The organism is Streptomyces sp. NPDC004732 (genome assembly GCF_040609235.1).
GTDB lineage: Bacteria > Actinomycetota > Actinomycetes > Streptomycetales > Streptomycetaceae > Streptomyces.
The window spans coordinates 29,211-55,400 of record NZ_JBEXJR010000009.1 but is presented as its reverse complement, the minus strand read 5'-3'; the positions used below and the strand labels follow the sequence as shown (position 1 = coordinate 55,400).

22 protein-coding genes, 1 pseudogene and 1 riboswitch are annotated in these 26,190 nt (G+C 72.7%); of the genes and pseudogenes, 12 read left to right on the top strand and 11 right to left on the bottom strand.

Going from position 1 to position 26,190, the window contains the following annotated elements:
• Positions 1–214: 214 nt before the first annotated feature.
• Positions 215–1,384 carry a steroid 3-ketoacyl-CoA thiolase gene (locus ABZV77_RS26850; RefSeq protein WP_356261783.1) on the top strand — a complete coding sequence of 390 codons (1,170 nt, stop codon included), beginning with the start codon at positions 215–217 and terminating at the stop codon, positions 1,382–1,384.
• 103 nt (positions 1,385–1,487) lie between these two features.
• Complete coding sequence (locus tag ABZV77_RS26845; protein ID WP_356261780.1) at positions 1,488–2,750, top strand: alpha/beta hydrolase; 1,263 nt, start codon at positions 1,488–1,490, stop codon at positions 2,748–2,750.
• A 79-nt stretch (positions 2,751–2,829) separates the two neighbouring features.
• On the opposite strand, the gene ABZV77_RS26840 is transcribed toward ABZV77_RS26845, so the two are convergent.
• From ABZV77_RS26840 to ABZV77_RS26810, 7 genes are all read right to left on the bottom strand, one after another.
• The gene (locus ABZV77_RS26840) at positions 2,830–3,270 is read right to left on the bottom strand and encodes a lytic transglycosylase domain-containing protein (RefSeq protein ID WP_356261777.1); all 441 of its coding nucleotides are present in this window, start codon (positions 3,268–3,270) and stop codon (positions 2,830–2,832) included.
• Positions 3,271–3,615: 345 nt separating this feature from the next.
• Positions 3,616–4,452 carry an ECF transporter S component gene (locus ABZV77_RS26835; protein ID WP_356261775.1) on the bottom strand — a complete coding sequence of 279 codons (837 nt, stop codon included), beginning with the start codon at positions 4,450–4,452 and terminating at the stop codon, positions 3,616–3,618.
• Complete coding sequence (locus tag ABZV77_RS26830; RefSeq protein WP_356261772.1) at positions 4,449–6,152, bottom strand: ATP-binding cassette domain-containing protein; 1,704 nt, start codon at positions 6,150–6,152, stop codon at positions 4,449–4,451. Before ABZV77_RS26830 ends, ABZV77_RS26835 begins: the two co-directional genes overlap by 4 nt.
• Positions 6,149–7,345: an energy-coupling factor transporter transmembrane component T gene (locus ABZV77_RS26825; RefSeq protein ID WP_356261769.1), complete on the bottom strand. Its 1,197-nt coding sequence runs from the start codon at positions 7,343–7,345 to the stop codon at positions 6,149–6,151. Before ABZV77_RS26825 ends, ABZV77_RS26830 begins: the two co-directional genes overlap by 4 nt.
• A gap of 76 nt (positions 7,346–7,421) precedes the next feature.
• Positions 7,422–8,105, bottom strand: coding sequence for an SCO2322 family protein (locus ABZV77_RS26820; protein ID WP_356261766.1), 684 nt, complete (start codon positions 8,103–8,105; stop codon positions 7,422–7,424).
• Positions 8,102–9,325 carry a prenyltransferase/squalene oxidase repeat-containing protein gene (locus tag ABZV77_RS26815; protein WP_356261763.1) on the bottom strand — a complete coding sequence of 408 codons (1,224 nt, stop codon included), beginning with the start codon at positions 9,323–9,325 and terminating at the stop codon, positions 8,102–8,104. The genes ABZV77_RS26820 and ABZV77_RS26815 overlap by 4 nt, the downstream gene beginning before the upstream one ends.
• A gap of 122 nt (positions 9,326–9,447) precedes the next feature.
• Positions 9,448–9,582: riboswitch (cobalamin riboswitch) on the bottom strand.
• Between the two features lie 24 nt (positions 9,583–9,606).
• On the bottom strand, positions 9,607–10,662 hold the full coding sequence (locus tag ABZV77_RS26810; protein WP_356261760.1) for an MBL fold metallo-hydrolase: 1,056 nt from the start codon (positions 10,660–10,662) through the stop codon (positions 9,607–9,609).
• A 202-nt stretch (positions 10,663–10,864) separates the two neighbouring features.
• Here ABZV77_RS26810 and ABZV77_RS26805 point away from each other — a divergent pair, with 202 nt between their 5' ends.
• From ABZV77_RS26805 to ABZV77_RS26780, 6 genes are all read left to right on the top strand, one after another.
• Positions 10,865–12,331: an aldehyde dehydrogenase gene (locus tag ABZV77_RS26805; protein WP_356261757.1), complete on the top strand. Its 1,467-nt coding sequence runs from the start codon at positions 10,865–10,867 to the stop codon at positions 12,329–12,331.
• Positions 12,331–12,564 carry a ferredoxin gene (locus ABZV77_RS26800; RefSeq protein ID WP_356261754.1) on the top strand — a complete coding sequence of 78 codons (234 nt, stop codon included), beginning with the start codon at positions 12,331–12,333 and terminating at the stop codon, positions 12,562–12,564. The genes ABZV77_RS26805 and ABZV77_RS26800 overlap by 1 nt, the downstream gene beginning before the upstream one ends.
• A gap of 230 nt (positions 12,565–12,794) precedes the next feature.
• Complete coding sequence (gene lanKC, locus ABZV77_RS26795; RefSeq protein WP_356261751.1) at positions 12,795–15,449, top strand: class III lanthionine synthetase LanKC; 2,655 nt, start codon at positions 12,795–12,797, stop codon at positions 15,447–15,449.
• 49 nt (positions 15,450–15,498) lie between these two features.
• On the top strand, positions 15,499–15,627 hold the full coding sequence (locus ABZV77_RS26790; protein WP_356261748.1) for a SapB/AmfS family lanthipeptide: 129 nt from the start codon (positions 15,499–15,501) through the stop codon (positions 15,625–15,627).
• Between the two features lie 107 nt (positions 15,628–15,734).
• Positions 15,735–17,468, top strand: a complete 1,734-nt coding sequence (locus ABZV77_RS26785) for an ABC transporter ATP-binding protein (protein ID WP_356261745.1) — start codon at positions 15,735–15,737, stop codon at positions 17,466–17,468.
• Complete coding sequence (locus tag ABZV77_RS26780) at positions 17,465–19,348, top strand: ABC transporter ATP-binding protein (protein WP_356261742.1); 1,884 nt, start codon at positions 17,465–17,467, stop codon at positions 19,346–19,348. Before ABZV77_RS26785 ends, ABZV77_RS26780 begins: the two co-directional genes overlap by 4 nt.
• Here ABZV77_RS26780 and ABZV77_RS26775 read toward each other — a convergent pair.
• Together ABZV77_RS26775 and ABZV77_RS26770 are read right to left on the bottom strand one after the other, a co-directional pair.
• Positions 19,274–19,756, bottom strand: a pseudogene (locus tag ABZV77_RS26775) (response regulator transcription factor); the annotation flags it as partial. The gene ABZV77_RS26780 and the pseudogene ABZV77_RS26775 sit on opposite strands and share 75 nt — an antisense overlap.
• A gap of 232 nt (positions 19,757–19,988) precedes the next feature.
• On the bottom strand, positions 19,989–20,609 hold the full coding sequence (locus tag ABZV77_RS26770; protein WP_356261739.1) for a TetR family transcriptional regulator: 621 nt from the start codon (positions 20,607–20,609) through the stop codon (positions 19,989–19,991).
• A 214-nt stretch (positions 20,610–20,823) separates the two neighbouring features.
• On the opposite strand from ABZV77_RS26770, the gene ABZV77_RS26765 reads away from it, so the two are divergent.
• Genes ABZV77_RS26765 through ABZV77_RS26755 form a run of 3 tightly spaced genes read left to right on the top strand, consistent with a single transcriptional unit; the run spans position 20,824 to position 24,019 of the window.
• Positions 20,824–22,197 carry a glycosyltransferase family 4 protein gene (locus ABZV77_RS26765; protein WP_356261736.1) on the top strand — a complete coding sequence of 458 codons (1,374 nt, stop codon included), beginning with the start codon at positions 20,824–20,826 and terminating at the stop codon, positions 22,195–22,197.
• The gene (locus ABZV77_RS26760) at positions 22,197–22,949 is read left to right on the top strand and encodes a class I SAM-dependent methyltransferase (RefSeq protein ID WP_306338383.1); all 753 of its coding nucleotides are present in this window, start codon (positions 22,197–22,199) and stop codon (positions 22,947–22,949) included. Before ABZV77_RS26765 ends, ABZV77_RS26760 begins: the two co-directional genes overlap by 1 nt.
• Positions 22,946–24,019, top strand: a complete 1,074-nt coding sequence (locus tag ABZV77_RS26755; RefSeq protein WP_356261733.1) for a prenyltransferase/squalene oxidase repeat-containing protein — start codon at positions 22,946–22,948, stop codon at positions 24,017–24,019. Before ABZV77_RS26760 ends, ABZV77_RS26755 begins: the two co-directional genes overlap by 4 nt.
• A 96-nt stretch (positions 24,020–24,115) precedes the next feature.
• Here ABZV77_RS26755 and ABZV77_RS26750 read toward each other — a convergent pair whose 3' ends face one another.
• Complete coding sequence (locus tag ABZV77_RS26750) at positions 24,116–24,409, bottom strand: hypothetical protein (protein ID WP_356261730.1); 294 nt, start codon at positions 24,407–24,409, stop codon at positions 24,116–24,118.
• Between the two features lie 139 nt (positions 24,410–24,548).
• On the opposite strand from ABZV77_RS26750, the gene ABZV77_RS26745 reads away from it, so the two are divergent.
• Positions 24,549–25,100 (top strand): hypothetical protein, encoded by a 552-nt coding sequence (locus ABZV77_RS26745; RefSeq protein WP_356261727.1) that lies wholly within the window; start codon positions 24,549–24,551, stop codon positions 25,098–25,100.
• 11 nt (positions 25,101–25,111) lie between these two features.
• Here ABZV77_RS26745 and ABZV77_RS26740 read toward each other — a convergent pair whose 3' ends face one another.
• Positions 25,112–26,122, bottom strand: coding sequence for an LLM class F420-dependent oxidoreductase (locus ABZV77_RS26740; RefSeq protein ID WP_356261724.1), 1,011 nt, complete (start codon positions 26,120–26,122; stop codon positions 25,112–25,114).
• Between the last annotated feature and the right edge of the window lie 68 nt (positions 26,123–26,190).

Genomic DNA, 26,190 nt, shown 5'->3' with positions numbered 1-26,190 from the left:
CAGGGCAGTTGGCTCGCAAGGTAGTAACGGGTTCTACAAGAGGCAAGGCCCAGGGCGGGTCCGGTTGCGTGCGGGTCCTGCGCAAGATGCGTGCAAGCCCCTTGCGGCACCAGGGTCGCGGTCAGCAGACTGCTGGACGGAACTAGAACGCGTACTAGTTCTACTCGCGAGCCGCCGGGACGGCTCGCGGGACGTGGAGAGGGAGGACGAGCCCATGGCCGCGGAACCCGTCATCGTCGAAGCAGTACGCACGCCCATCGGCAAGCGCGGAGGAGCGCTCGCCAATCTCCACCCCGCCTATCTGCTCGGTGAGACCTACCGCGAACTCCTCGGCCGCACCGGCATCCACGCCGACTGCGTCGAGCAGATTGTCGGCGGCACGGTGACGCACGCCGGGGAGCAGTCCATGAACCCGGCGCGCACGGCCTGGCTCACCATGGGGCTGCCGTACGAGACCGCGGCGACCACCGTCGACTGTCAGTGCGGCTCCTCCCAGCAGGCGAGCCACATGGTCGCCAACATGGTCGCGGCCGGTGTCATCGACGTCGGCATCAGCTGCGGTGTCGAGGCGATGTCACGGGTGCCGCTCGGCTCCGGCTCCAAGCACGGCCCCGGCAAGCCCTTCCCCGACGAGTGGAACGTCGACCTGCCCAACCAGTTCGAGGCCGCCGAGCGCATCGCCCGCAAGCGCGGCCTCACCCGCGAGAACGTGGACTCGCTCGGCCTCATCTCGCAGGAGCGGGCGGCCGTCGCCTGGGCCGAGGAACGCTTCAAACGCGAGACGTTCGCCGTGCAGGTGCCCACCACCGAGGAGGAGCAGGCTTCGGGGCAGGGCATGTGGCGGCTCGTCGACCGCGACGAGGGGCTGCGCGACACCACGATGGAGGGCCTCGGCCGCCTCAAGCCGGTCATGCCGACCGCCGTGCACACCGCGGGCAACTCCTCGCAGATCTCGGACGGTGCGGCGGCCCTCATGTGGGCGTCCAAGCGGATGGCGCGGGCCCTCAAGCTGAAGCCGAGGGCGCGCATCGTCGCGCAGGCGCTCGTCGGCGCCGACCCGCACTTCCACTTGGACGGTCCTGTCGACGCGACGCGCGCGGTGCTCGGCAAGGCGGGGATGTCCCTGAAGGACATCGACATCGTGGAGATCAACGAGGCGTTCGCATCGGTGGTCCTGAGCTGGGCGCAGGTCTTCGGGCAGGACCTGGAGAAGGTGAACGTGAACGGCGGCGCGATCGCCATCGGCCACCCGGTGGGGGCGACGGGGGCGCGGCTCATCGCCACGGCCCTGCACGAACTGGAGCGCAGGGACAAGGAGTTCGCGCTCATCACGATGTGCGCGGGCGGGGCGGTGGCGACGGGGACGATCATCCAGCGCCTCTGAGGCTCTGCTCGCAGGCCCCCTCGGCGGGTGGCGTCAGGTACACCCCGCGGCCGGGGGGTTCTCGGATGTCGGCGGGGCGGTGACTCTTCGTAACGTCTGGGGCATGAACTCCACGCCTGTTCACGCCCGTTCGATGCGCCGAGGGGGCGCCGCCCTCGCCGCGCTGATGCTCGCCGGGCTTGCCGGATTCGGTGCCGCACCCGCCGCGCAGGCCGCACCCGCCGCGGAGACGGCGACCGCGCAGCACGCGGACCGGACCGCCCGGGGTGCCCTCCTCAAGGTCACCCCGGTCGCCGACCTGAGCCGCGCCGAGGTCGCCGCCTTCCTGAAGAAGGGCAAGTTCGACAAGGCCACGGTGCGGTACGGAGTGCGGGCGTACCGCCTCACCTACCGCACCGTCGACACCCAGGGCCGCCCCACCACGGCGACCGGCCTGTTCGTGCTGCCGAGGACGCCGGAACACCGCGCCCTCGGCCTCGTCTCCGACAGCCACGGCACGATGGTCCACCGCTCCTACGCCCCCTCGGTAGGCGAGGACTTCGGGCGGCTGAGCCCCTACCTCCACGCCGCCGCGGGCAAGGCCGTCGCCGCGGCGGACTACCTCGGGCTCGGCAAGGGTCCAGGACGCCACCCGTACATGGACACGCGCTCGGCGGTGACCGCCTCCGAGGACATGCTCCGGGCCTCGCGCACCGCGGCCCGCCGCGAGGGGCGCACGCTCTCCGGCGACCTGTACCTCACCGGCTTCTCGCAGGGCGGCCAGGTGGCGATGGCGCTCGGCAGGGAGCTGGACCGAAAGAAGGGCGGGCCGTTCACGGTGCGTGCCGTCGCACCCGTCAGCGGGCCCTACGACCTGTCGGGCGAGGAGCTCCCCGCCCTCTTCGACGGCCGGGTCAACGACACGAGCGGCGTCTTCTACCTCTCGTACTTCCTGGTCGCCCAGAACCGTCTGCACCCGATCTACAAGGACCCCTCCGAGGTGTTCCGCGCGCCCTACGCGGACCGGGTGGAGAAGCTCTTCGACGGCGAGCACACCGAGGAGGAGGTCCTGCCCGCGCTGCCCGGATCGGTGAAGGAGCTGCTCACGCCCGCCTTCTACGAGCGCGTCCAGCACCCGGACGGCGGCCTGAAGGAGGCGCTGGCGGCGAACGACGGCTCCTGCGACTGGAAGCCCGCCGCGCCGGTGCGGCTCTACGCGGCGCGGGGCGACACCGACGTGCCGATCCAGAACGCCCGCAGCTGCGCGACGGCCCTCGCCGCGCACGGGGTGCGGGCGCCGGTCGTGGACCAGGGCGGGGTGCCGCACATGGAGTCGGTGGCGAAGGCGGCGCCGAAGATCGCGCGGTGGTTCGCGGCGGTGCGGTAGGCGGCAGGGCGCCGGGTACGCGAAAGAGGCGGCAACCCTCACGGGGTTGCCGCCTCTTTCAGTGGCGGGTCGCGGCGGCTCAGTACCAGCCGTTGGCCTGCCAGTGGTTCCACGCGCCGACCGGGCTGCCGTAGCGGTCGTTCATGTACTTCAGACCCCACTCGATCTGGGTCTCGGGGTTGGTCTTCCAGTCCGCGCCCGCCGAAGCCATCTTCGAGGCGGGCAGGGCCTGGACCAGGCCGTAGGCGCCGGACGAGGAGTTCGTGGCGCTGGGGTTCCAGCCGCTCTCGTGCGAGACGATCTTGTCGAACGCGGCGAACTGCGCCGGGTCCGCGATCTTCTTCTGGGCGATCGCCTTGGCGGACGCGGGGGCGGCCGGGGCGGCGGCCTTCGCGGTGGTCGGGGTGGCTGCCTGGGCCGGGGCCGCGGCGAAGACCATGCCGGAAGCGGCAACGGCGACGAGGCCGCCGGTGATGGCCTTCTTCGGGGAAGCGATGCGGCGGATGAGCGAGGCGGACACAGAGGACCTTCCGGTGGGGGACGGGACGATCGCGGTGCACGCCGTGCGACACAGGAGTGTGGGGGACATGCGGCGGCGCCGAGGCCCGGGTGGGCTGTCGGCGCCTTGCGACTCATCCAGAGAAGCAGGGCTGTTACCTCGCCGCAATGACCCCATTTACTAGTGGAAGTCGCACCCGAGTCGAATGTCCTTCATGTGACCTGGCTCTCAATGCCCAGGTCAGCGCGGTGATTGACGCGTGTACGTCAAGGAGGAAGGTCTACGAGCCCGCTTCGTAGAGGACCAAGGTCCTGTGCGCCGCCTCACTCGGGACGGGCCCGGATGTAACGGAGTGCGTCGGATTCCCTACGGTTTCGGCGCCTCGAATGTGACCGGCGCCTCGAACGCGGCCCGGCGCGTGGCCCGGCGCAGCGCCTTCAGCACGGCGGGACCCAGCGCGAGGCTCAGCAGCACGGTGACGACCGCCCGCGGCAGGTCCCAGCCGAGCGAGGTCGCCAGGCAGTACGCGACGAACCGCCCGAGGTTCTCCACCAGCGGGTCACCCGGTACGAAGGAGACACCGGTGGCGAGACCGCCCAGGTAGGGCCAGCCCTGGAGGTTCATCACCGTGCCGTACAGGACGGAGGACACCGCCCCGTAGCCCGCGAGGAGCCACAGCTCGCGCCGCCCGCGCAGGCTCTCGGCGCCCGGCAGCAGCCCCGCGCCCATGCAGACCCAGCCCATCGACAGCATCTGGAACGGCATCCACGGCCCCACACCGCCGGTCAGCAGCGCCGACGCGAACATCGACACCGCCCCGAGCACGAACCCGAACCCCGGCCCGAGCACCCGCCCGCTCAGCACCATCAGGAAGAACATCGGCTCGATGCCCGCCGTCCCCGCGCCCAGCGGCCGCAGCGCGGCGCCCGCCGCGGCCAGCACGCCCAGCATCGCGATGGCCTTCGCGTCGAGACCGACGTCCGCGATGGTCGCCACCACCACGGCGAGCAGCAGCGGAAGCAGCGCCGCGAACAGCCAGGGCGCGTCCTGCGCGTGCTCACCGATCCCCGAGTCGCCCGCCGCGAGCAGCGGCCACCCGAAGGCGGCCACGCCGACGGCGCTGACCAGGGCGAGAGCGGCGACCGAGCGGACGCCCAGGCGGATGGGGCGGGCCCGGCCCCGCGCCTTCGGCACGCCCGTCACGAGAACTCCCCCTGCTCTGTGCCGAGGGCCCGCCGCACCTGCGCGACCGTCAGCCATTCCTGCGGCGCCAGGATCTTGGTGACCTGCGGCGCGAAGGACGGCGACGACACCACGATCTGCTCGGTCGGACCGTCCGCGACGACCTCGCCGTCCGCGAGGATCACCACCCGGTGGGCGATCTCGGCGGCCAGCTCCACGTCGTGCGTGGCCAGCACGATCGCGTGCCCCTCGGCGGCGAGCCCGCGCAGGACCGTGACGAGGCGGTTCTTGGCCGCGTAATCGAGGCCGCGCGTCGGCTCGTCCAGGAGCAGCAGCGGCGGGCGTGTGGTCAGGACGATCGACAGGGCGAGCGTCAGCCGCTGGCCCTCGGAGAGGTCCCGGGGGTGGGTGTCGTCCGCGATGCCCGGCAGCAGCTCGTCCACCAGGGCCCGGCAGGTGCCGGGCGCGGCGTCCGCGTCGTGGTCGGCTGCCGTGCACTCGGCGGCCACGGTGTCCGCGTAGAGAAGGTCGCGCGGTTCCTGCGGGACCAGGCCGACGTGCCGGATCAGCTGTCGCGGGGCCGTGCGGTGGGGGACCGCGCCGCCGACGCGGACGGCGCCCGATGTGGGTTCGAGGAGGCCGACCAGGGTGGAAAGGAGCGTGGACTTCCCTGCGCCGTTGCGGCCCATCAGGGCGACGGTCTCGCCCGGCACGACGGTCAGGTCGACGCGGCGCAGCGCTTCGACGCGGCCGCGGCGCACCGCGAGGCGTTCGACGGAGGCGGCCGCCGCGTCCTGTGCCGTCGCCGTACGTTCCTTGCGCAGCCGGGGCCACCGGCGGCCGGTAGCCTCGCCCGGCTCCGCTCCCGTGCCCGGTTCGGCCGCCGTCTCCCGGCGCGGCTCCGCGCCCGCGAGCCGCTCCCGCAGCGCGCCCGCCCTGCGCCGCGCGTCCCGCACGGTCAGCGGCAGCGGCGACCAGCCCGCGATGCGACCGAGCGCGACCACCGGGGGGAAGACGGGGGAGCGGGCCATCAGCGCGGCCGGGTCGCCGAGCACCGGAGGCTCGCCGGGCGCGCCGAGCAGCAGCACCTGGTCCGCGTACTGCACGACCCGCTCCAGGCGGTGCTCGGCCATCAAAACCGTGGTGCCGAGGTCGTGGACGAGCCGCTGCAGCACGGCGAGGACCTCTTCGGCGGCGGCCGGGTCGAGGGCCGACGTCGGCTCGTCGAGGACGAGGACCCGCGGGTGCGGGGTGAGGACCGAGCCGATGGCGACGCGCTGCTGCTGGCCGCCCGACAGGGTCGCGATGGGGCGGTCGCGAAGACCGGCGAGGCCGAGCAGGTCCAGGGTCTCCTCGACGCGTCGGCGCATCACGTCGGGGGCGAGGCCCAGTGACTCCATGCCGTACGCCAGCTCGTCCTCGACGGTGTCGGTCACGAAGTGCGAGAGCGGGTCCTGGCCCACGGTGCCGACGACGTCGGCGAGTTCGCGGGGCTTGTGCGTGCGGGTGTCGCGGCCCGCCACGGTCACGCGGCCGCGCAGGGTGCCGCCCGTGAAGTGCGGCACGAGACCGCTCACGGTGCCGAGCAGCGTCGACTTGCCGACCCCGGAAGGGCCGACGAGCAGCACCAACTCGCCCTCGGGGACGTCGAGATCGACCCCCTGGACGGTCGGCAGGGGTGCCCCGTCGTAGGTCACCGAGACGTCCTCGAAGCGGATCATGAGGTCTCCTCGGAAGCGGCGGGGGAGGTGCGAGAGGCAGGAGAGACAGGAGAGATAGGAGAGGCGGGGGAGTCGGCGGGGACCGGTGCCACGAAGGCGGGCAGCAGGCCGAGCAGGACCGCGGCCGCGGGCCACAGCGGCAGCGTCGGCGCGGTCAGCGGCACGACTCCGGGGTGCAGCGCGGCGGGGTCGTACGACGCGGCCCAGATCATCAGGCCCGCCACCGCCACCCCGGACCCGGCGACCAGCCAGGCCCGCACGCCCCACGGATCGGGCCGGTAGCGGGTGCGCACCGAGCGGCGGCCGCCCAGCCGCAGCCCCGCGAGCGCGGCGAGCAGCCCGACGGCCAGGGCGGGCAGACCGTACGACGCGCCCTGCGCGGTCAGCAGTCCGTACGTCCCCACACAGACGCCCATGAGACCGCCGAGCGTCAGCGCGGTCGTCGCCCTGCGGACCCCGGCGGGAACGGGGGTGGTGCGCCCGAAGCCCCGCGCGTCCATGGCGGCGGCCAGCGAGACCGACCGCTCAAGCGCGCCCTCCAGGACGGGAAGCCCGACCTGCAGCAGTCCACGTACGCCCTTGTCCGGCCGCCCGCGCAGCCGCCGCGCCGCCCGCAGCCGCTGCACGTCGGTGATCAGGTTCGGCGCGAACGTCATCGCCACGACGACGGCGACCCCGACCTCGTACAGCGCGCCCGGCAGCGACTTCAGCAGCCGGGACGGACTGGCCAGCGCGTTCGCGGCGCCGACGCAGATCAGCAGACCGGCCAGCCTGATCCCGTCGTACAGCGCGAAGGCCAGGCCCTCCGCCGTCACCCGGCCGCCGATCCGCACGCCCTTCGCCCAGTCGGGCAGCGGCACCTCGGGCAGCGTCACGACGATGTGCGTGCCGGGGATCGGCGAGCCGAGCACGATCGCGAAGACCAGCCGGATCGCGATGACCACCAGACCCAGCTTCACGAACGCGCCGTACGACTTCGCCCACGGCGCCGACGTCCGCCGCGCCGCCACCACATAGCCCGCGACCCCGATCAGCATCCCGATCAGCAGCGGATTGGTGGTGCGCGACGCCGCGGTGCCGAGGCCGATGGCCCACACCCACCAGGCGCCCGGGTGCAGCGCGTTGCTGCGGTGCGCCTCGGGGGCGAGGCGGCGCCGCAGAAGGGCGGGCGCGCCGTTGCCGTGGTCCGTCATGGTGCTGTCCGTGTCGTCGCGTCGTGGTGGCGTGGTGGCGTGGTGTCGTCGTGTCGCCTCTGGTCAGGGCCCCGCGTCAGCCGCGGCGACGCCGGGCCTGCCAGATCCCGGCACCGCCGAGCAGCGCGACGGCGGCGATCCCGGCGATCAGACCGACCGAGGGCCCGCCGTCGCCGTCACCGTTGTCGGGGTCCGCCTGCGCGTCGGTGGTCGCGGTCTTCTTGCCGCTCGGGTCCCCGTCGCCGGAGACCTGCTCGCCGCAGCCCGACTTCGGATAGCCGTCGATGGCGCACAGCAGCGCCTTGTTGTCGTAGCGCAGCGGCTTGGCGACGGCGGCGAGGGCCTCCGCGCTGGTGGCGTCCTCGGCGACCTGCGCGCAGGCGGTGCGCGGCTTCGGCGGCCGCTCGCCGCCGGGGGCGTCGCCCGCCGTGCCGAAGTCGACGACGAGGCCGACGCGCTTCTGGCCGTCCTTCGCCGGGGTGTCCTTGCAGAGGTCCGCGAAGTCGGCGGGGCCGCGGGGCTTCGCGGAGTCCTTCGAGTCGTCGGAGACCGAGAAGCGGAAGCCCTGCACGTCGCCGTCCTCGGGGGTCGCGGTGCCGGGCCCCTGGGTGGCGTACGTCCACTGCTCGCCGTCCCGCTCCCAGAACGACCAGTAGCGGTAACCGGCGGCCTGGGCGGGCGCGGCGGCGAGGGCGCACAGCAGCGCGGCGAGGAACGCCACGACCACCGGGCGCCCGCGCCGCACACGGCCCCGTGTCACTGCTTCTTCTTGCGGTTGCCGCTGTACAGGAAGCCGATGCCGATGCCCGCGACCATGCCGACGCCGATGATCCACCAGACGCTGACGCCGCCGTCGTCGTCCTTCTCGTCCGCGTCCGACGCGGACGGGGACTTCGACGCGGTCTCCGGGGCCGGGCCCGTGGCGTTCAGCTGCTTGACGAGGTCGGCGCCGCCGAAGTCGCGCGGGTCCATGCCTGCCGCGTGCGCGGCGAAGATCAGCTGGGAGTAGGCGGCGGGGCCCGACTGCTTCGCCCAGTCCGCGGAGTTCTTCGCGAGCCAGTCGGCGGACGCCTCGGCCCGCTCGCTCTGCCCGGCGGCGGCGAGGGCGAGCACGGAGTCGGCGGTGTTGCCGAAGTCCGGCTGGTCCGTGGAGCCCGGCATCGACGACATCAGGTGGTCGTCGGTCTTGCCGAGGGTGTCGAGCAGATAGCCCACGCCGTTGCCCGCGGCCTGCGCGGCGGTGTCCGGCTTCGCGCACTTGGGCGCGGCGGTCTCGGACTTCTTGGGGGCGGAGACGACGAGGCCCTTGCCGAGGCTGCCGAGCACACCGGCGGCGGTGGCGTCGGCGTTCGGCGAGAGCTTGCCGGACTTGGCGTCGGCGAGGCCGAACGCGCCGCCGTCCTTGTCGCAGTCCATGGCGAGCTTCGGCAGCGCGTCGTAGGCGGACTTGCCGTCCTGGGACTTCATCGCCGCCGGGTTCTGGCCCGCCGCGACGAGCGCGCCGACCACGATGCCGGTGGAGTTCGCGTCGCTGGGCAGCCCCGGGTTGTAGCCCCAGCCGCCGTCCTTGTTCTGTACGGACTTCAGCCAGTCGACGCTCTTCTTGACCGTCTTGTCCTGCTTGCCGAGCGCGGCGAGGGCCTGCACGGCGGCGGCGGTGGAGTTGCTGTCGACCGCCGTCTTGGAGTTGCAGGGCTCGGTGGCGTCCGCGCGGTACGCCGCGAAGCCGCCGCTCGCGCACTGCTGGCCGGTGAGCCAGTCCACCGCCTTCGCGGCGGGCTTGACGCCCTCGGTGTCCTGGGCGAGCAGGGCGTACGACTGGCGGAAGACACCGTCGAACTTGGGGTCGGTCTTGCCGTAGAGGCCCGAGGGGAGCGCGGCCGAGGGCGACGGCGTGTCGTCCGCGAAGGCGACCGGTGCTGCGGCCGGGCCGAACACGGCGACGGCGGCCAGAACCGCTGCGCTGCGACGAACGTTCATGATGCGGCGGGTTGCCTCTCCCTGCGGGGAGCGGGGCGGCACGGACCATGCGAGCACGGCTACCGGGCGGCTCCGGCTCCGTATACCTCGACGGTGCCGCTCATCGGGGGCCCCGATGAAGCGAGCCGGTCACGTTCCGCGCCGGGCATTCCGGCTCACGGGTCCCGAAGGTCGGGGCCCGTACACGGCTGCGGGTCAGCGCCGGATTCGCACCGGCTTCCCCCTTGGCGGACGTGAGGACGACGCGCTCACTCTACCGGCCGGTCCGCGCACCTCCCGGGTCACACCGCCACGAACGTGACCGGGTCGCTGCCCGGCACGGCCTCCGCGCGCCCCAGCTTGACCAGGCGCCGCACATGGGCCTCGGCCTCCGAGACGGCGATGGTGCGCGAGCCGTAGGGGATCTCGGCCCAGGGGCGGTTCCACTCCATGCGCTCGGCGATCTGCCAGGGGGTGAGGGGCTCGGCGAGCAGGGTGCGGAGTCCGGTCAGGCGCTCCTCGTGGTGGGTCAGGAGCTCGTGGACGCGGGCGGGCGCGTCGGTGAACGTGCGCTGGTGGGCGGGCAGGACCTCCGCGGGGCCGAGGCGGCCGACGCGTTCCAGGGAGTCCAGGTAGTCGCCGAGGGGATCGGTGACGGTCTCCGAATCGGGGTCCTCGTACAGGCCGATGTGCGGGGTGATGCCGGGCAGCAGGTGGTCGCCGGAGAAGAGGCGGCCGTTGCCGCGCAGGCCCGCCGGGTGGTCCTCCTCCAGATGGAGGCAGACGTGGCCCGGCGTGTGGCCGGGGGTCCAGATCGCGCGCAGGCGGCGGCCGGGCAGGGCGAGGAGCTCGCCGGGGGTGATGGAGCGGTCGGGGAGGGCGGGGGCGAGGCCGGGGAGCTTGCGGGGACGGCCCTCGTCGCGGGCCAGGACCAGCGGGGCGAGGTGGTCGGCGGGCGCGCCTGCGGCGGTGAGCTTGTCCACCAGGTACGCGTACCAGCGGTCCGGCGGGTTCGAGCGGGTGCGGCGGACCACGGACGCGTCCGCGTCGTGCATGGCGAGCCACGCCCCCGAGGCGTCCCGGACCTTGCCGGAGAGGCCGTGGTGGTCGGGGTGGTGGTGCGTGATGACGACGCCGTGCACGTCGGCGACCGCGACGCCGCAGGTGGCGAGCCCGGCGGTGAGGGTGTCCCAGGACGTCGGGTCGTCCCAGCCGGTGTCGACGAGGACCGGTCCCGCGTCGGTGTCCAGGAGGTGGACGAGGGTGAAGCCGAGGGGGTTGTCGGGGATCGGGACCTTGATGCTCCAGACGCCGCCGCCGTGCTCGATCACCGGCGGGTCCGTCACCTGCGGGGTCATGAGGGCCTCGTCTCTGTTCGCCGGGTGCCACCACTATAACTAGAACTAGTTCCAATAGTCGCCCAAGTCGACTGTCTGGAGGCTGTGTTACCCCTTCCGTCCGTGGACTCCACGAACTAGAACTGGTATCAGTTCTGAAACCGTGTCAGGAAACCGGGTCGGGAAACCGCGTCGGGAAGCGCTCCGCAGGAGGCAGTCAGCCATGACCGAGCTCGTGGAACACGGACAGCTGTTCATCGGCGGGGAGTTGGTCGACCCGCTCGGAAAGGACGTCATCGACGTCGTCTCTCCGCACACCGGAGAGGTCTTCGCCCGGGTGCCGCACGCGGCGCCCGCCGACGTGGACCGCGCCGTCGCCGCCGCCCGCAAGGCCTTCGAGCACGGTCCCTGGCCGCGGATGACCCTGGACGAACGCATCGAGATCATCGCGAAGATCAAGGACGGATTCGCGGTGCGCCACGAGGAGATCGCCCGCGTCATCAGCTCCGAGAACGGCACCCCCTACACGTCCAGCGTGATGGTGCAGGCCCTCGCCGCGATGATGGTGTGGGACGCGGCGATCACCGTGGCCCGTGACTTCCGGTACGAGGAGCAGCGCGACGGCGTCCTCGGCAAGCTGCTCGTCCGGCGCGAACCGGTGGGCGTCGTCGCGGCCGTCGTGCCCTGGAACGTCCCGCAGTTCACCGCCGCCGCCAAGCTGGCGCCCGCGCTGCTCGCCGGCTGCCCCGTGATCCTCAAGACCTCCCCGGAGGCCCCGCTCGACGCGTACATACTCGCCGAGCTCGCGGCCGAGGCGGGCCTGCCCGAAGGGGTGCTCTCCATCGTCTGCGCGGACCGCGAGGTGAGCGAGTACCTCGTCGGGCACCCCGACGTCGACAAGGTGTCCTTCACCGGGTCCGTCGCCGCGGGCAAGCGCGTCATGGAGGTCGCCGCCCGCAACCTCACCCGCGTGACGCTGGAGCTGGGCGGCAAGTCGGCCGCCGTCATCCTGCCGGACGCCGACGCGGCGACCGCCGTCGCGGGCATCACCCCGTTCGCCTGGATGATCAACGGCCAGGCGTGCGTGGCCCAGACCCGCATCCTCGTGCCGCGCACCCGCTACGACGAGTTCGCCGAGGCGTTCTCCGCCGCGGCCAGCGCCCTCAAGGTCGGCGACCCCCTCGACCCCGCCACCGAACTCGGCCCGCTCGTCGCCCAGCGGCAGCAGCAGCGGTCCCTCGACTACATCCGCATCGGCCAGGAGGAGGGCGCCAAGATCCTTGCGGGCGGCGGCCGTCCGGCAGGCCTCGACCAGGGCTGGTACGTGGAGCCGACGCTGTTCGGCGGCGTCGACAACTCGATGCGCATCGCCCGCGAGGAGATCTTCGGCCCCGTCATCTGCCTGCTGCCCTACGGCGACGAGGACGAGGCGGTACGGATCGCCAACGACTCCGACTACGGCCTCAGCGGCAGTGTCTGGACGGCCGACAACGAGCGCGGCATCGACATCGCGCGCCGGGTGCGCACGGGCACGTACTCCGTGAACACCTTCAGCCTCGACATGCTCGGCCCCTTCGGCGGCTACAAGAACTCCGGCCTCGGGCGCGAGTTCGGCCCCGAGGGATACGGCGAGTACTTCGAGCACAAGATGATCCATCTCCCCAACGGTTACCAGGGGAGCGGTGCCTGATGGGTGACCGCTGGCACGTCGAGGTCGACCGGTCGGTCTGCATCGGCTCCGGGATGTGCGTGCTCACCGCGCCCGGCGGGTTCGAGCTGGACACCGCCCGTCAGTCGCACCCCACCGAGCCCGAGACCGACGCCAACGAAAAGGTCCTGGAGGCGGCGGAGGGCTGCCCGGTCGAGGCGATCACGATCACGCTGGCGGGCGGCGGTGAGGTCGTGTTTCCGCCGGAGGACTAGCCCCAGGAACAGCGTCCCCAAGCCCGGCAGGACCGCGCCCGCGCCCCGTTTGCCCCGATGACGGCGCGGGCGTCGCCCTTTGTACCGTCCGTGGATATTCTGTGCTCTCGAACATGCGCGAACGCGACTTTACCCATGCGTTCCGCACGGCGTTCTGATGACACTCGTGACTGTTCCGCCCCTTTGCGCCCTGGAAATCTCTCTGCCACGCCGAGCGGAGAGGGGACGCCATGGACAAGCGGTACGAGGTCTACTGTCTGGCCGACAGGCACTTCTACGAGACCCCGGACCGGCTGTCGTCCAAGGGCGCCTCGGGCACCCCCGAGTTCCCGGTGGCGGGCCGGCCCGTCCCCGCCGGGTGGCGCTCCGGACGCATCGGCGACTGGCTGTCCCTCGTCCCGTTGGGCGACGACGGGACCCCCGTACCCGCACCGCAGCAGGGCTGGAAGATCCACGTCTCCGCGACCCTGCAGAACGCGGACCGCGTCGCGTCGACCGTCTGGGACCACTGCGTCCCCCGCCGCATCCCCTTCAAGTTCGTACCGGCCAAGCACCTGCTGCACCTGCGCAACAGCAAGTACGCGGGCCGCGACCACAGCGGCAAGGCCGTCACCGTCTATCCGGCTGACGAGGCACAACTGCAGCAAGTCCTCACCGACTTGGGGGATCTGCTCGACGGCATCGAGGGCCCGTACATCCTCACTGACCTGCGCTGGCGGCAGGGCCCGCTGTACGTCAGGTACGGCGCCTTCACCCGGCGCATGTGCGACAACGGCAAGGGCACCCTGGTGCCCGCCATCGAGGACGCCGAGGGGCAGCTCGTGCCCGACCCGCGCGACCCCGCCTTCAAGGTCCCCGAGTGGGTGACGCTGCCGCCCTTCCTCGAACCGGCGCTCGCGGCCCGCAACAAGACCACCGTCTCCGACCTGCCGTACCGCATCGAGAAGGCCCTGCACTTCTCCAACGGCGGCGGTGTCTACGCGGGTACCGACACCCGCGACGGCCGCAAGGTCGTCCTCAAGGAGGGCCGCCCGCACGCGGGACTCGCCTCCGACGGCGCCGACGCCGTGGCCCGGCTCGAACGCGAGAAGGCCGCCCTGGAGAAGCTCTCCGGACTCGGCGTGGCCCCCGAGGTGCGCGACTGGTTCCTCCTCGACGGCCACCGCTTCCTCGTCATGGACTTCCTCGAAGGATCCACCCTCAACTCGTTCTTCGCCCACCGGCACCCGCTGTGCACCAGCGAACCCGACGCCGCGGCCATCTCCGAGTACACGGCCTGGGCGCTGCGCATGCACCGCGCCGTCGAGGAAGCCGTCACCGCCGTGCACGAGCGGGGCGTCGTCTTCAACGACCTGCACCTCTTCAACATCATGGTCGCGCCCGACGAACAGTCCGTCTCCCTCCTCGACTTCGAGGCGGCGGGCGCCGTCGGCGACACCGGCCGCCAGATCGTCGCGCACCCCGGATTCCTCGCGCCGCCGGACCGCACCGGCGCCGACATCGACCGGTACGCCCTCGCCTGCCTGCGCCTCGCTCTCTTCCTGCCGATCACCTCGCTGCTCTCCATCGACCGGGGCAAGGCCGCACACTTCGCCCAGGTGATCGCCGCGGAATTCCCCGACGTACCCGAGGAGTTCCTGGCCGAAGCGGTGGCGGAGATCGAGCACGGCCCACGCGGCAGGACCGGCGCCACCCGGCGGACGGCAGGGGCGACCGCGCCCCTGGTCGACCCCGCCGACTGGCCCTACAGCCGCGACTCGATGGTCAAGGCCATCCTCGCCTCGGCCACCCCCGAACGCGACGACCGGCTCTTCCCCGGCGACATCGCCCAGTTCTCCGACGGCGGCGGACTCGGCATCGCGCACGGCGCGGCCGGTGTACTGCTCGCGCTCGCCGAGAGCGGCGCCGAACGCTACGAAGAGGGCGAACGCTGGCTCCTCGCACACACCGCACCGACCCCGCTCGGCACCCCGCTCGGGCTGCACGACGGAATCGCGGGCATCGCCCACGTACTCGACCGGCTCGGCCACCGCACCCGCGCCCTCGACCTCGTCGGCCTCGTCCTGGCCGAGAACTGGGAGCGGCTCCCCTCCGACCTGTACGGCGGCCTCGCCGGACTGGGCCTCGCCCTCGACGGCCTCGCACGGAGCACGGGCGAGAGCGACCTCGCACGCCACGCGGAGCGGGCCGCCGAACTCCTCGGCGAACGCCTCACCGCCGAAGACGCCGGAGCCGCCGGAGCCGCCGAACGCGCCCCGAAGATCGGACGCCGCAAGGCGGGACTGCTGCGCGGCGCCACCGGACCCGCACTGCTCTTCCTGCGCCTCCACGAACGGACCGGCGACCCCGCACTCCTCGACCTGGCGGCCCGCGCCCTGCGCACGGACCTCGCCCAGTGCATCACCCAGCAGGACGGCAGCCTCGCCGTGAACGAGGGCTGGCGCACCATGCCCTACCTCGGGGAGGGCAGCGTCGGCATCGGCATGGTCCTCGACGACTACCTCTCGCACCGCGACGACGCCGACTTCGAGGCGGCACGCCCCGGCATCCTGGCTGCCGCCCGCTCACGCTTCTGCGTACAGCCGGGCCTGTTCCAGGGCCGGGCGGGCCTGCTGACCCACATGAACCGCAGCACCGCGCCGGGCATCACCCCCGAGGACGTCGCGGAGCAGGTCGAGGAACTCGGCTGGTTCGCCATGTCCTACGCGGGCCAGCTGGCCTTCCCCGGACACCAGATGCTGCGCCTGTCCATGGATCTCCACACCGGGACGGCGGGCTGCCTCCTCGCACTCGCCGGAGCGCTCGGCGACGACGGAGCGCACGTCCCCTTCCTGCCGCCCCTGCGGCGGCCCCAGAGCCGGTCCCGCCTCACGGCGGGGTCGTGACACAACCCCATATAGGGCAGTCAACTCCCCCAAGAGAGAGGGAAGTTTCATGGCACTCCTCGACCTGCAGAGCATGGAATCCGACGAGATGACGGGTGGCGGCGGCCACGGTGGCGGCGGCAGCCAGGTCAGCCTGCTGCTCTGCTGGAGCGACGCCAGCGTCCTCCTCTGTCTCTGATTGACGCCTGACCGCAGCACCTGAGCGGCACGGCAACGCAGGCCCGGGCGGCACCCCGAGAGGGGCCCGCCCGGGCCCACCACCGAGGCGACGGAGATCCGGACCGCATGGCGACGACGACCACCCGTCCGCAGCACCCGCGGCAATCCGCGGCAGGCACCCGCCTGCTGGGCACGGCGACCCGGTACAGCGCCGCACGCTGCACGGTCCTCGCCCTCTGCGCCGTCGCCGGATCGGGCGCCACCCTGCTCCTGCCGCTTGCGATCGGCCGCGCCCTGGACGCCGTCCTCACCGGCCACCTGACCGGCGGCGACACCGACGCCACCCGCTGGATCCTCGCCTGCGCCGCACTGATCGGCGCCGGCGCACTCCTGGACGCCGTCGACGGCGTCCTCACCGGCACCACCAACGCCCGCACCACCGCCTGGCTGCGCGGCCGCGTCGTACGCCACGTACTCGCCGTCGGCCCGCGCACCACCGCGCGCTTCGCCCCCGGCGACCTGGTCGCGCGCCTCATCGACAACGCGGCCCACGCGGGCGTCGCCCCCGCCACCTTCGCCGCGCTCCTCGCCGCCCTGGTCACACCCCTCGGCGCGATCGTCGCCCTCGCCCTCATCGACGGCTGGCTCGCCGTGGCCTTCGTCGCGGGCGCACCCGTCCTCTTCCTGCTGCTGCGGGCGTTCGTCCGCGTCTCCTCCGACTGCGTGGCCCGCTACCAGCACGTCCAGGGGGACATCGCGGGCCGCCTGAGCGAGGCGGTCGGCGGCGCGCGGACCATCGCGGCGGCGCACACCGAGGACAAGGAGGCGGCGCGGGTCCTGCGGTCGCTGCCCGAACTCGCCCGCCAGGGCCACCGGATGTGGCGGGTCCAGGGCCGCTCCCAGGCACAGGCCGTCGCCGTCGCGCCGCTGCTGCAGCTCGCGGTCGCCGCGGTGGCGGGCCACCTGGTGCTCCAGGAGCGCATCAGCATCGGCGACCTGCTGGCCGCTTCCCGGTACGCGGTGCTCGCCACCGGTGTCGGCATGCTTGTCGGACAGCTCGGCGGCCTGGTGCGGGCGCGGGCCGCGGCCCGGCGCCTGGGCGAGGTGCTCGCGGAGCCCGAAACCGTGCACGGAACGGCTGGACTCCCGCCCACCGGCGGCCTGTTGGAGCTTTGCGGCGTCAGGGTGAGCCGCGGCGGACGCACCGTCCTCGACGGCGTCGACCTGACCGTGCCCGCGGGCGGCACGGTCGCCGTGGTCGGCCGGTCGGGCGCGGGCAAGTCCCTGCTCGCCTCCCTCGCCGGACGGCTCACCGACCCCGACGAAGGAGTCGTACGCCTCGACGGCGTCCCACTGGACTCGCTCGGCCGCGAGGAACTGCGCCGCGAGGTCGGCTACGCCTTCGAGCGGCCCGCACTGCTCGGCGAGACCCTGGAGGGCACGATCGGCTTCGGCGCCCCGCGCCCGGCACCGGAACGCGTCCGCGAGGCCGCCCGCGCCGCCCGCGCCGACACCTTCATCACCCGCCTCCCCGACGGCTACGCCACCCGCTGCGCCGAAGCTCCCCTGTCCGGAGGCGAGGCCCAACGCCTCGGCCTGGCAAGGGCGTTCGCGCGCGGCGGCCGACTCCTGATCCTCGACGACGCGATGTCGAGCCTGGACACCGTGACGGAGCACCACATCGCCGAGGCCCTGCTCCGCCACACCCCGCACCGCAGCCGCCTGATCATCGCCCACCGCGCGGCGACGGCGGCCCGCGCGGACGCGGTGGCCTGGCTGCACGAAGGCAGGATCCGGGCGATGGGCACGCATGCGGAGCTGTGGGAGCGGCCGGAGTACCGGGAGGTGTTCGGCGCGTGAAGCTTTCCGGAGTGCAGCCTTCCGCCAGGCCGGGCCCGTACCGCAGGGGCGTGCGCTTCCTGCGGCGCAGGTGGCCTGTGGTGCTGCGGCTCGTGCTCTGGTCCGTGCTGGAGACCGGGCAGACGTTCCTCACCGGGTACGCCCTCGCGCACGCCCTGGACGACGGATTCCTCGACGGGAACGAGGCGGTCGGCCTCGGCTGGCTGGGTGCGGCCGCACTCGGTGTGGTGATCGCCGCCTACGGCACGGGGAAGGTGTACCGCGCCGTTGCCGACCTGGTGGAACCGATGCGGGACTCCCTGGTGCGGCAGGTCGTCGGGCGCGGTCTGCGCGACGCGGACGGCGCCGCCGTGTCCCGGCTGACCCAGCAGGTGGAGATCGCGAGGGACACCTTCGCGGGCCTGGTGCTGGTGTCCCGCTCCTTCGTCTTCACGGCGGCGGGTGCGCTGATCGGTCTGTTCTCGCTGGCCCCCCTGCTGCTCCTGGTGGTCGCGCCGCCGCTGCTCGCCGGGATCGTCCTGTTCGTGGCGACGCTGCGGCCACTGGCCCGCAGGCAGGAGGAGTTCCTGGTCGCGGACGAGGAGCTGGCCGGTCAACTGGGCGTCGTGTGCCCGGGGTTGCGGGACGTGGCGGCGGCGGGCGCGGAACAGGGCGTGGCCGAGGACTTGGACCGGGGCGTCGCCACGGAGTACGCGGCGGCCGGTGCGCTCGCCCGCTGGGGCATCCTGCGCACGGTGGCCCTGGCGACCGGCGGCCAGCTCCCGCTGGTCCTGCTCCTGGCCACGGGCCCCTGGCTCCTGGACAACGGAGTGACGCCGGGAGCCCTGGTCGGCGCCCTGGCCTATGTCACCCAGGCCCTGCTCCCCGCGCTCCACAACCTGGTCCACGGCCTGGGCGCGAGCGGCTCCCGCCTGGCCATCGTCCTGCGGCGCCTGACGTGGGACCCGCCGGAGACGGCCGAGACCCCCGAGGGCGAGGCACCCGAGGCCAGTACACCCCGGGGTGACGTGCCCGCCCCGGCCCTCCGCCTCTCCTCCCTCACCTTCGCCTACGGCCCCCATGCCGAGCCCGTCCTCAACGACCTGGAGCTCACCCTCGCCCGGGGCGAGCACCTCGCCGTCGTCGGACCCAGCGGCATCGGCAAGTCCACGATGGCCGGAATGGTCGCGGGGCTGCTCGTACCGGACGCGGGAGACGTGCGCGTCGACGGGCTTCCCGTGCGGGGCGAGGGGGCCGTGGGGCGGCGCGTGCTCATTCCTCAGGAGGCGTACGTCTTCACCGGGACGCTCCGCGAGAACCTGGGCTATCTGAGGGAGGAACCCGTTCCGGAGCGGGAGATGCTCGCCGCCGCCGAGGTGATCGGTCTGGCCCCGCTGATCGAGCGGCTCGGCGGACCGGACGCCGAGCTGGCGCCGGACGAACTGTCCGCGGGGGAGCGGCAGTTGATCGCGCTGACCCGCGCCTACCTCTCGTACGCCCCGCTCGCGATCCTCGACGAGGCGACCTGCCACCTCGACCCGGTGGCGGAGTCCCGCGCCGAGCGGGCCTTCGCGGCCCGCCCGGGCGGCACTCTGGTGGTGATCGCCCACCGCATCAGTTCGGCCCGCCGGGCCGACCGCGTCCTGGTGATGGACGGGGCGCACGCCCTCTGCGGTCGGCACGACGAGCTGCTGGCACGCTCCCCCCTCTACCGGGACCTCAACGGGGCGGGCGAGTGGGGTTCACACCCACCCCTCGCCCTGCGAGATCCGTATCGCGTCGATCCTGTTCCGCGCCCCGGTCTTGCGGGTGATCGCGGCCATGTAGTTGCGCACCGTTCCGTTGGACAGATGGAGGCTGTTCGCGATCTCGGCGACCGACGCACCCCCGGCGGCGAGTGAGAGCACGCTCAACTCGCGCCGGGTGAGCGGCATCTGCGCCGCCTTGAGGAAGCCGAACCCGAGCGACTCGTCGACGAACCGACGACCCGCCGCCACCTGCCTTATCCCCGCGAGCAGCCGTTCCGGCGCGCTCGCCTTGTTCACATAACCGAGGGCGTCCGCTTCCGCCGCCCGCCGCAGCTGGCCCGGCCGGTTGGCGGTGGCGAGCACCAGCACCCGGCAGCCCCTCCCCAGCGCCGACGGCCCGGTCAGTTCGCCGAGCGGTGCCAGTGCGTAGGTCGCCTCGTCATCGAGGTCCACCACACACAAGTCCGGTCGTACGCTCCGTTGCCGCCCGCGCGCGTGTGACCACGGCGCGTGGAACACCTCCAGATCCGGCTCGCGGGCGAGTTGCTCCGCCAAAGCCATTCTCAACAGACAGGCGTCGTGCACGAGTAGAACCCGGATCACGCTCTGCCCCTCCAGCTCCCGCCCCGGTTGCTCCGTTCAAGCACCAGACCATTCATAGCGGTGAGTACCCCGGTCGTGACGCTGAGAACTGGCCAACGGGGAGGGCAGGGGCGCATTTGCCGTACGACTGTGCGCCCCCTGTGCGTCGGACAGGTGACGGACGACTTATGGGCAGGGCGGCGCCGAACGGCTATGCGTGCGGCTCGGCGGTGAGGTCGATGAGTCGGCACACCGTCTCGATGTCGATCTTCACCTGGGCGATGGAGGCCCGGCCCGACAGCCAGGTGATCAGCGCCGAGTGCCAGGTGTGCTCGATGACCCGCACCGCGGACAGCTGCTGCGCGGTCGGCGTCTCCGTCAGACCCATCGCGTCCAGGATGATCGCCGTCGTCAGCCGCGACACCGTGTCGACCTCGGGGCTCACCGAGCGGTCCGCGAAGGTCAGCGCCCGCACCATCGCGTCCGCCAGATGCGGCTCGCGCTGCAGCGCACGGAAGGCCCTCATCAGCGTCTCGGCGACCCGCTCGGCGGGCGTCTCACCGGCGGGCGGGCGCTTGCGGATCGTCGTGTGCATGTGCTGCAGCTGGTCCTGCATGGTGGCGACCAGCAGATGGACCTTGGAGGGGAAGTAGCGGTACAGCGTGCCGAGGGCGACGCCCGCGGCCTCGGCGACCTCCCGCATCTGCACGGCGTCGAAACCGCCCCGGCTGGCGAGCTGCGCGCTGGCGTGCAGGATGCGGCGGCGGCGCGCCTCCTGGCGCTCGGTGAGGGGCGGCGCCGCAGGGTTCGCCGTCCTGACTTCCGCTGTCATGTCGATGCCCCTCCGAATACGCCTCGCGAGATCGCACAGCATGGCAGGGAGCCCGTCGTGGCGCGAATCACCTGATCCGGGCCTTACACCTCGCCTACCTGCCGGTAGATTCAAAGCTCGTTCAGCGATCATTCAGCGATCAAGTCTGAAACTTGTTCTAGATTACCGTCCCGGCGTAACCTCGCGGAGAACTGCAGGGAGAAGGGGGCCGAGAGTGACCGCTGAGGCCATGGAAGCGGGCCCCCGAAAGGGCTCTGGCGGCGACGGCGAGCGCCCGCTGCGCATCGCTCTCCTCACGTACAAAGGGAACCCGTTCTGCGGGGGGCAAGGCGTCTACGTACGCCACCTCTCCCGCGAGCTCGCCCGGCTCGGCCACAGCGTCGAAGTGATCGGCGCGCAGCCCTACCCCGTCCTCGACGAGGGCGCGGGCCTCGCGGGCCTCAAGCTCACCGAGCTGCCGAGCCTGGACCTCTACCGCTCGCCCGACCCCTTCCGCACCCCCAAGCGCGACGAGTACCGCGACTGGGTCGACGCCCTCGAAGTGGCGACGATGTGGACCGGCGGCTTCCCCGAGCCCGTCACGTTCAGCCTGCGCGCCCGGCGGCACCTGCGCGCCCGACGGGGCGACTTCGACGTCGTGCACGACAACCAGACCCTGGGGTACGGCCTCCTCGGCGACCTCGGCGCGCCCCTCGTCACCACGATCCACCACCCCATCACCGTCGACCGGCAGCTGGAGCTGGACGCCGCGCCCGGCTGGAAGCGCCGCGCCTCCGTCCGCCGCTGGTACGCGTTCACCCGCATGCAGAAGCGCGTCGCGCGCCGCCTCCCCTCGGTCCTCACCGTCTCCGGTACGTCCCGGCAGGAGATCGTCGACCACCTCGGCGTCCGCGCGGACCGCATCGAGGTCGTCCACATCGGCGCCGACACCGGCCTCTTCTCACCGGACCCGGCCGTCCCCGAAGTGCCCGGCCGCATCGTCACCACCTCCAGCGCCGACGTCCCGCTCAAGGGACTGATCCACCTCGTCGAGGCGCTCGCCAAGGTCCGCGCCGACCACCCCGGCGCCCACCTCGTCGTCGTCGGCAAGCGCGCCGAGGACGGCCCCGTCGCCCAGGCCATCGAGCGCCACGGCCTCGCAGGCGCCGTCGAGTTCGTCAAGGGCATCACCGACGCCGAGCTCGTCGACCTCGTCCGCTCGGCGCAGGTCGCCTGCGTCCCTTCGCTGTACGAGGGGTTCTCGCTCCCCGCGGCGGAGGCGATGGCCACCGGCACCCCGCTCCTCGCGACCACCGGCGGCGCGATCCCGGAGGTCGCGGGCCCCGACGGAGAGACCTGCCTCGCCGTCCCGCCGGGCGACGCCGGAGCCCTCGCCCACGGCCTGAACCGGCTGCTCGGCGACGGCGACCTGCGGGCCCGACTCGGTACCGCGGGGCGCGCACGCGTCCTCGCCAAGTTCACCTGGGCCCAGGCCGCCAAGGGCACGGCCGACCGCTACCGCGAGGCCATGGACCGCTCCGCGGCCACGCATCCCGGCCGCGCCGCGGCCACCACGACGTACTCGACGCACTCCGGGAGCCATCGCTGATGCTGACCGTCGACTTCACCCGCTTCCCGCTCGCCGCGGGCGACCGCGTCCTCGACTTGGGCTGCGGCGCGGGCCGGCACGCCTTCGAGTGCTACCGGCGCGGCGCGCAGGTGGTGGCCCTCGACCAGAACGCCGAGGAAATCCGCGAGGTCGCCAAGTGGTTCGCCGCGATGAAGGAGGCCGGTGAGGCGCCCGCGGGCGCGACGGCCACCGCGATGGAGGGCGACGCGCTCAACCTCCCCTTCCCCGACGAGTCGTTCGACGTCGTGATCATCTCCGAGGTCATGGAGCACATCCCCGACGACAAGGGCGTCCTCGCCGAGATGGTGCGCGTCCTCAAGCCGGGCGGCCGCATAGCGGTCACCGTCCCGCGCTACGGCCCGGAGAAGGTCTGCTGGGCTCTCTCGGACGCCTACCACGAGGTCGAGGGCGGCCACATCCGCATCTACAAGGCGGACGAACTCCTCGACCGGATGCGGGAGTCGGGCCTCAAGCCCTACGGCACGCACCACGCGCACGCGCTGCACGCGCCGTACTGGTGGCTGAAGTGCGCGTTCGGCGTCGACAACGACAAGGCGCTGCCCGTGCGGGCGTACCACAAGCTGCTCGTCTGGGACATCATGAAGAAGCCCCTCGCGACGCGCGTCGCCGAGCAGCTGCTCAACCCCGTCGTCGGCAAGAGCTTCGTGGCGTACGCGACCAAGCCGCACCTCCCCAAGGCCTCCGCCGACGCCGCGGCGGCCGCCAAGTGACGAGCCCGGAGCGGACCGAACACCTCGTCCTGCCCGGCGTCCTGACGGCCGATCAGGCCGTGGCGACGGTGCGCGGCATCCTCGCCGTGCAGCGCGAGGACGGCGCCATCCCGTGGTTCCGCGGCCACCACCTGGACCCGTGGGACCACACCGAGGCCGCCATGGCGCTGGACGCGGCGGGCGAGCACGCGGCCGCCGAGCGCGCCTACGACTGGCTCGTGCGCCACCAGAACCCGGACGGCTCCTGGTACGCGGCGTACGCCGACGGGGATCCGCACGACGTCACCGACCGCGGCCGCGAGACCAACTTCTGCGCCTACCTCGCGGTCGGCGCCTGGCACCACTACCTCTCGACCGGCGACGAGGCGTTCCTGGACCGCATGTGGCCCGCCGTGGTCGCCGCCGTCGAGTTCGTGCTCGGGCTCCAGCAGCCGGGCGGGCAGATCGGCTGGAAGCGGGAGCCGGACGGCACCCCGGTCACCGACGCGCTCCTGACCGGCTCCTCCTCCATCCACCAGGCACTGCGCTGCGCCCTCGCCATCGCCGAGCAGCGCGAAGAGCCGCAGCCCGACTGGGAGTTGGCCGCGGGCGCCCTCGCGCACGCGATCCGCCGCCACCCCGAGCGTTTCCTCGACAAGGACCGCTACTCGATGGACTGGTACTACCCGGTCCTGGGCGGCGCGCTGACCGGCGTGGCGGCCAAGTCCCGCATAGAGGAGGGCTGGGACCGCTTCGTCGTGCCAGGCCTCGGGGTGCGCTGCGTGGTGCCCAACCCCTGGGTCACCGGCGGCGAGAGCGCCGAACTCGCCCTCGCCCTCTGGGTGTTGGGGGAGTCCGACCGCGCTCTGGACATCCTGCAGTCCCTCCAGCACCTGCGCGATCCGGAGTCGGGCCTGTACTGGACGGGCTACGTCTTCGACGACAAGGCGATCTGGCCCGCGGAGCTCACCACCTGGACGGCGGGCTCACTCCTGCTCGCCGTGGCGGCCCTGGGCGGCGACGAGGCGACCTGCGCGGTCTTCTCGGGCGAAGGGCTGCCGCGGGGCCTGGACCCCGACTGCTGCGCCTGACGCTCCGCGGGGGAGTGGGAAAGTCCGCGGGCCGGTCGTGGCTGGTCGCGCAGTTCCCCGCGCCCCTTACGGGGCGCACCTGAGCCGCTGCGTTCTTCAGTAGCGGCGCAGGCGGCCCGCGAGGGCGTGGCCGATGAACAGGTAGACGACGGCCGCGAGGCCGTAGCCCGCGACGACCCGGGCCCAGTCCTCGTCGAACGTGAAGAGGTCGTGGGACCAGCCTGCCAGCCACCGGGCCGCGTCGTGGATGAACTGGACGAGGTCGTTGGCGCGGTTCGCGTCCAGCAGGTACATCAGGATCCACAGGCCGAGGATGGCGGCCATGACGTCGGCGACGACGACGATCACCCGTGCCGCAGTGCTTCCGTGGGAGTTCCGCGTGGGAGACATGGTTACCGGGTACCGGGGAGAGCGCCGTTGAAACCCGTACGGGGGAGCCCCGGTGGCGTGGTGCGGCGGCCGGGGTGAGGCTGCGGAGAGGTCCGCGCTCTCCCACGGGCCGCTCAGCTCCCGTCTGGAGGCCCCCGTCGTGCCCAGCCCCGTACCCGTCCGCCGTGCCGCGGTCTCCCTCACGCTCTGCGGCGCCCTGCTGGCCGGTGCGACGGCCTGCGGCGGCAGCGGTGAGAGCACCGCCTCCGCGGCGGCGCCGTCCGCCAGCAGCAGCGCCGAGAAGCAGAAGTTCGCCAAGACCCGCTTCGTCGCCAACGCGGGCCTGGCCGCGGGGGCCACGTACCAGTGGATCGTGAAGCCGTACCGCGCGGGCAAGTTCAAGAAGGGCGCGGGCGGCCGGAAGTTCGCCCTGATCAAGGCGGGCCTCGCGGGGGCGTTCACGTACAACAGGCTGAAGGCCGCGACGAAGAACGCGAAGGGCGACCCGACCCTCTCCAAGGCGGTGGCCCCGCTGACCTCCGGCATCGACGCCCTGAAGGACCTGCCGTCCAAGCTCCGCAAGGGCGAGGGGACGGACTCGGTGGTGAACTCCTTCGACGACATCATCAAGGACATCAAGGGCGCGGGCAGCAGCGCGGGCGCGGAGGTCAAGGACAAGGTGCCGTCGGCGGGCGATCTGACCAAGAACTAGGGGCCTGGTCCCTAGGAGTTGAGCTCGGCCAGGACCCGCAGCGTGTGCGGGTCCGGGGCGAGCACCAGCAGGTCCGTCACCGGACCCTTGCGCCACAGCTCAAGCCGCTCCGCGATCCGCGCCCGCGGCCCGACCAGGGAGATCTCGTCGGCGAAGGCGTCGGGCACCGCCAGGACCGCCTCCTCCCTGCGCCCCGCGAGGAACAGCTCCTGGATGTGCCGGGCCTCGGCCTCGTACCCCATGCGCGCCATCAGGTCGGCGTGGAAGTTGCGGGCGGAGTGCCCCATCCCGCCGATGTAGAAGCCGAGCATGGCCTTCACGGGGAGCAGGCCCTCGGCCACGTCGTCGCAGACCTTGGCGCGGGCCATCGGGGCGATCAGGAAGCCCTCGGGGACATCGGCGAGCGACGCCTCGTACACGTCCGTCCGCAGCGGCGACCAGTACAGCGGCAGCCAGCCGTCCGCGATCCGGGTCGTCTGCGCGATGTTCTTCGGACCCTCGGCGCCGAGCAGGACGGGCAGGTCGGCGCGGAGGGGGTGGGTGATCGGCTTGAGGGCCTTGCCCAGTCCGGTGCCGTCCTCGCCGTCGTACGGATGGGAGTGGAAGCGTCCCGCCAGCTCCACGGGTCCCTCGCGCCGCAGGACCTGGCGGATCACCTCGACGTACTCGCGCGTCGCGGTCAGCGGCGACCTCGGGAAGGGCCGCCCGTACCAGCCCTCCACCACCTGCGGCCCGGACAGCCCGAGTCCGAGCATCATCCGCCCGCCGGAGAGGTGGTCGAGGGTGAGCGCGTGCATGGCGGTGGTGACGGGGGAGCGCGCCGCCATCTGCGCGACGGCCGTGCCCAGCCTGATCCGCGAGGTCCGCGCGGCGATCCAGGTCAGCGGCGTGAAGGCGTCCGAGCCCCAGGCCTCGGCGGTCCACACGGAGTCGTAGCCGAGCCGCTCGGCCTCCTGGGCCAGGGCGACGTGTCCGGGGTCGGGGCCGCGCCCCCAGTATCCGAGTGCGAGCCCGAGCCGCATAGGCCTGCCTCCCTGGTGAACTGACGGTATGTCAGGTTGGGTTCGTAGGGGAGGGACTGTACGACAAC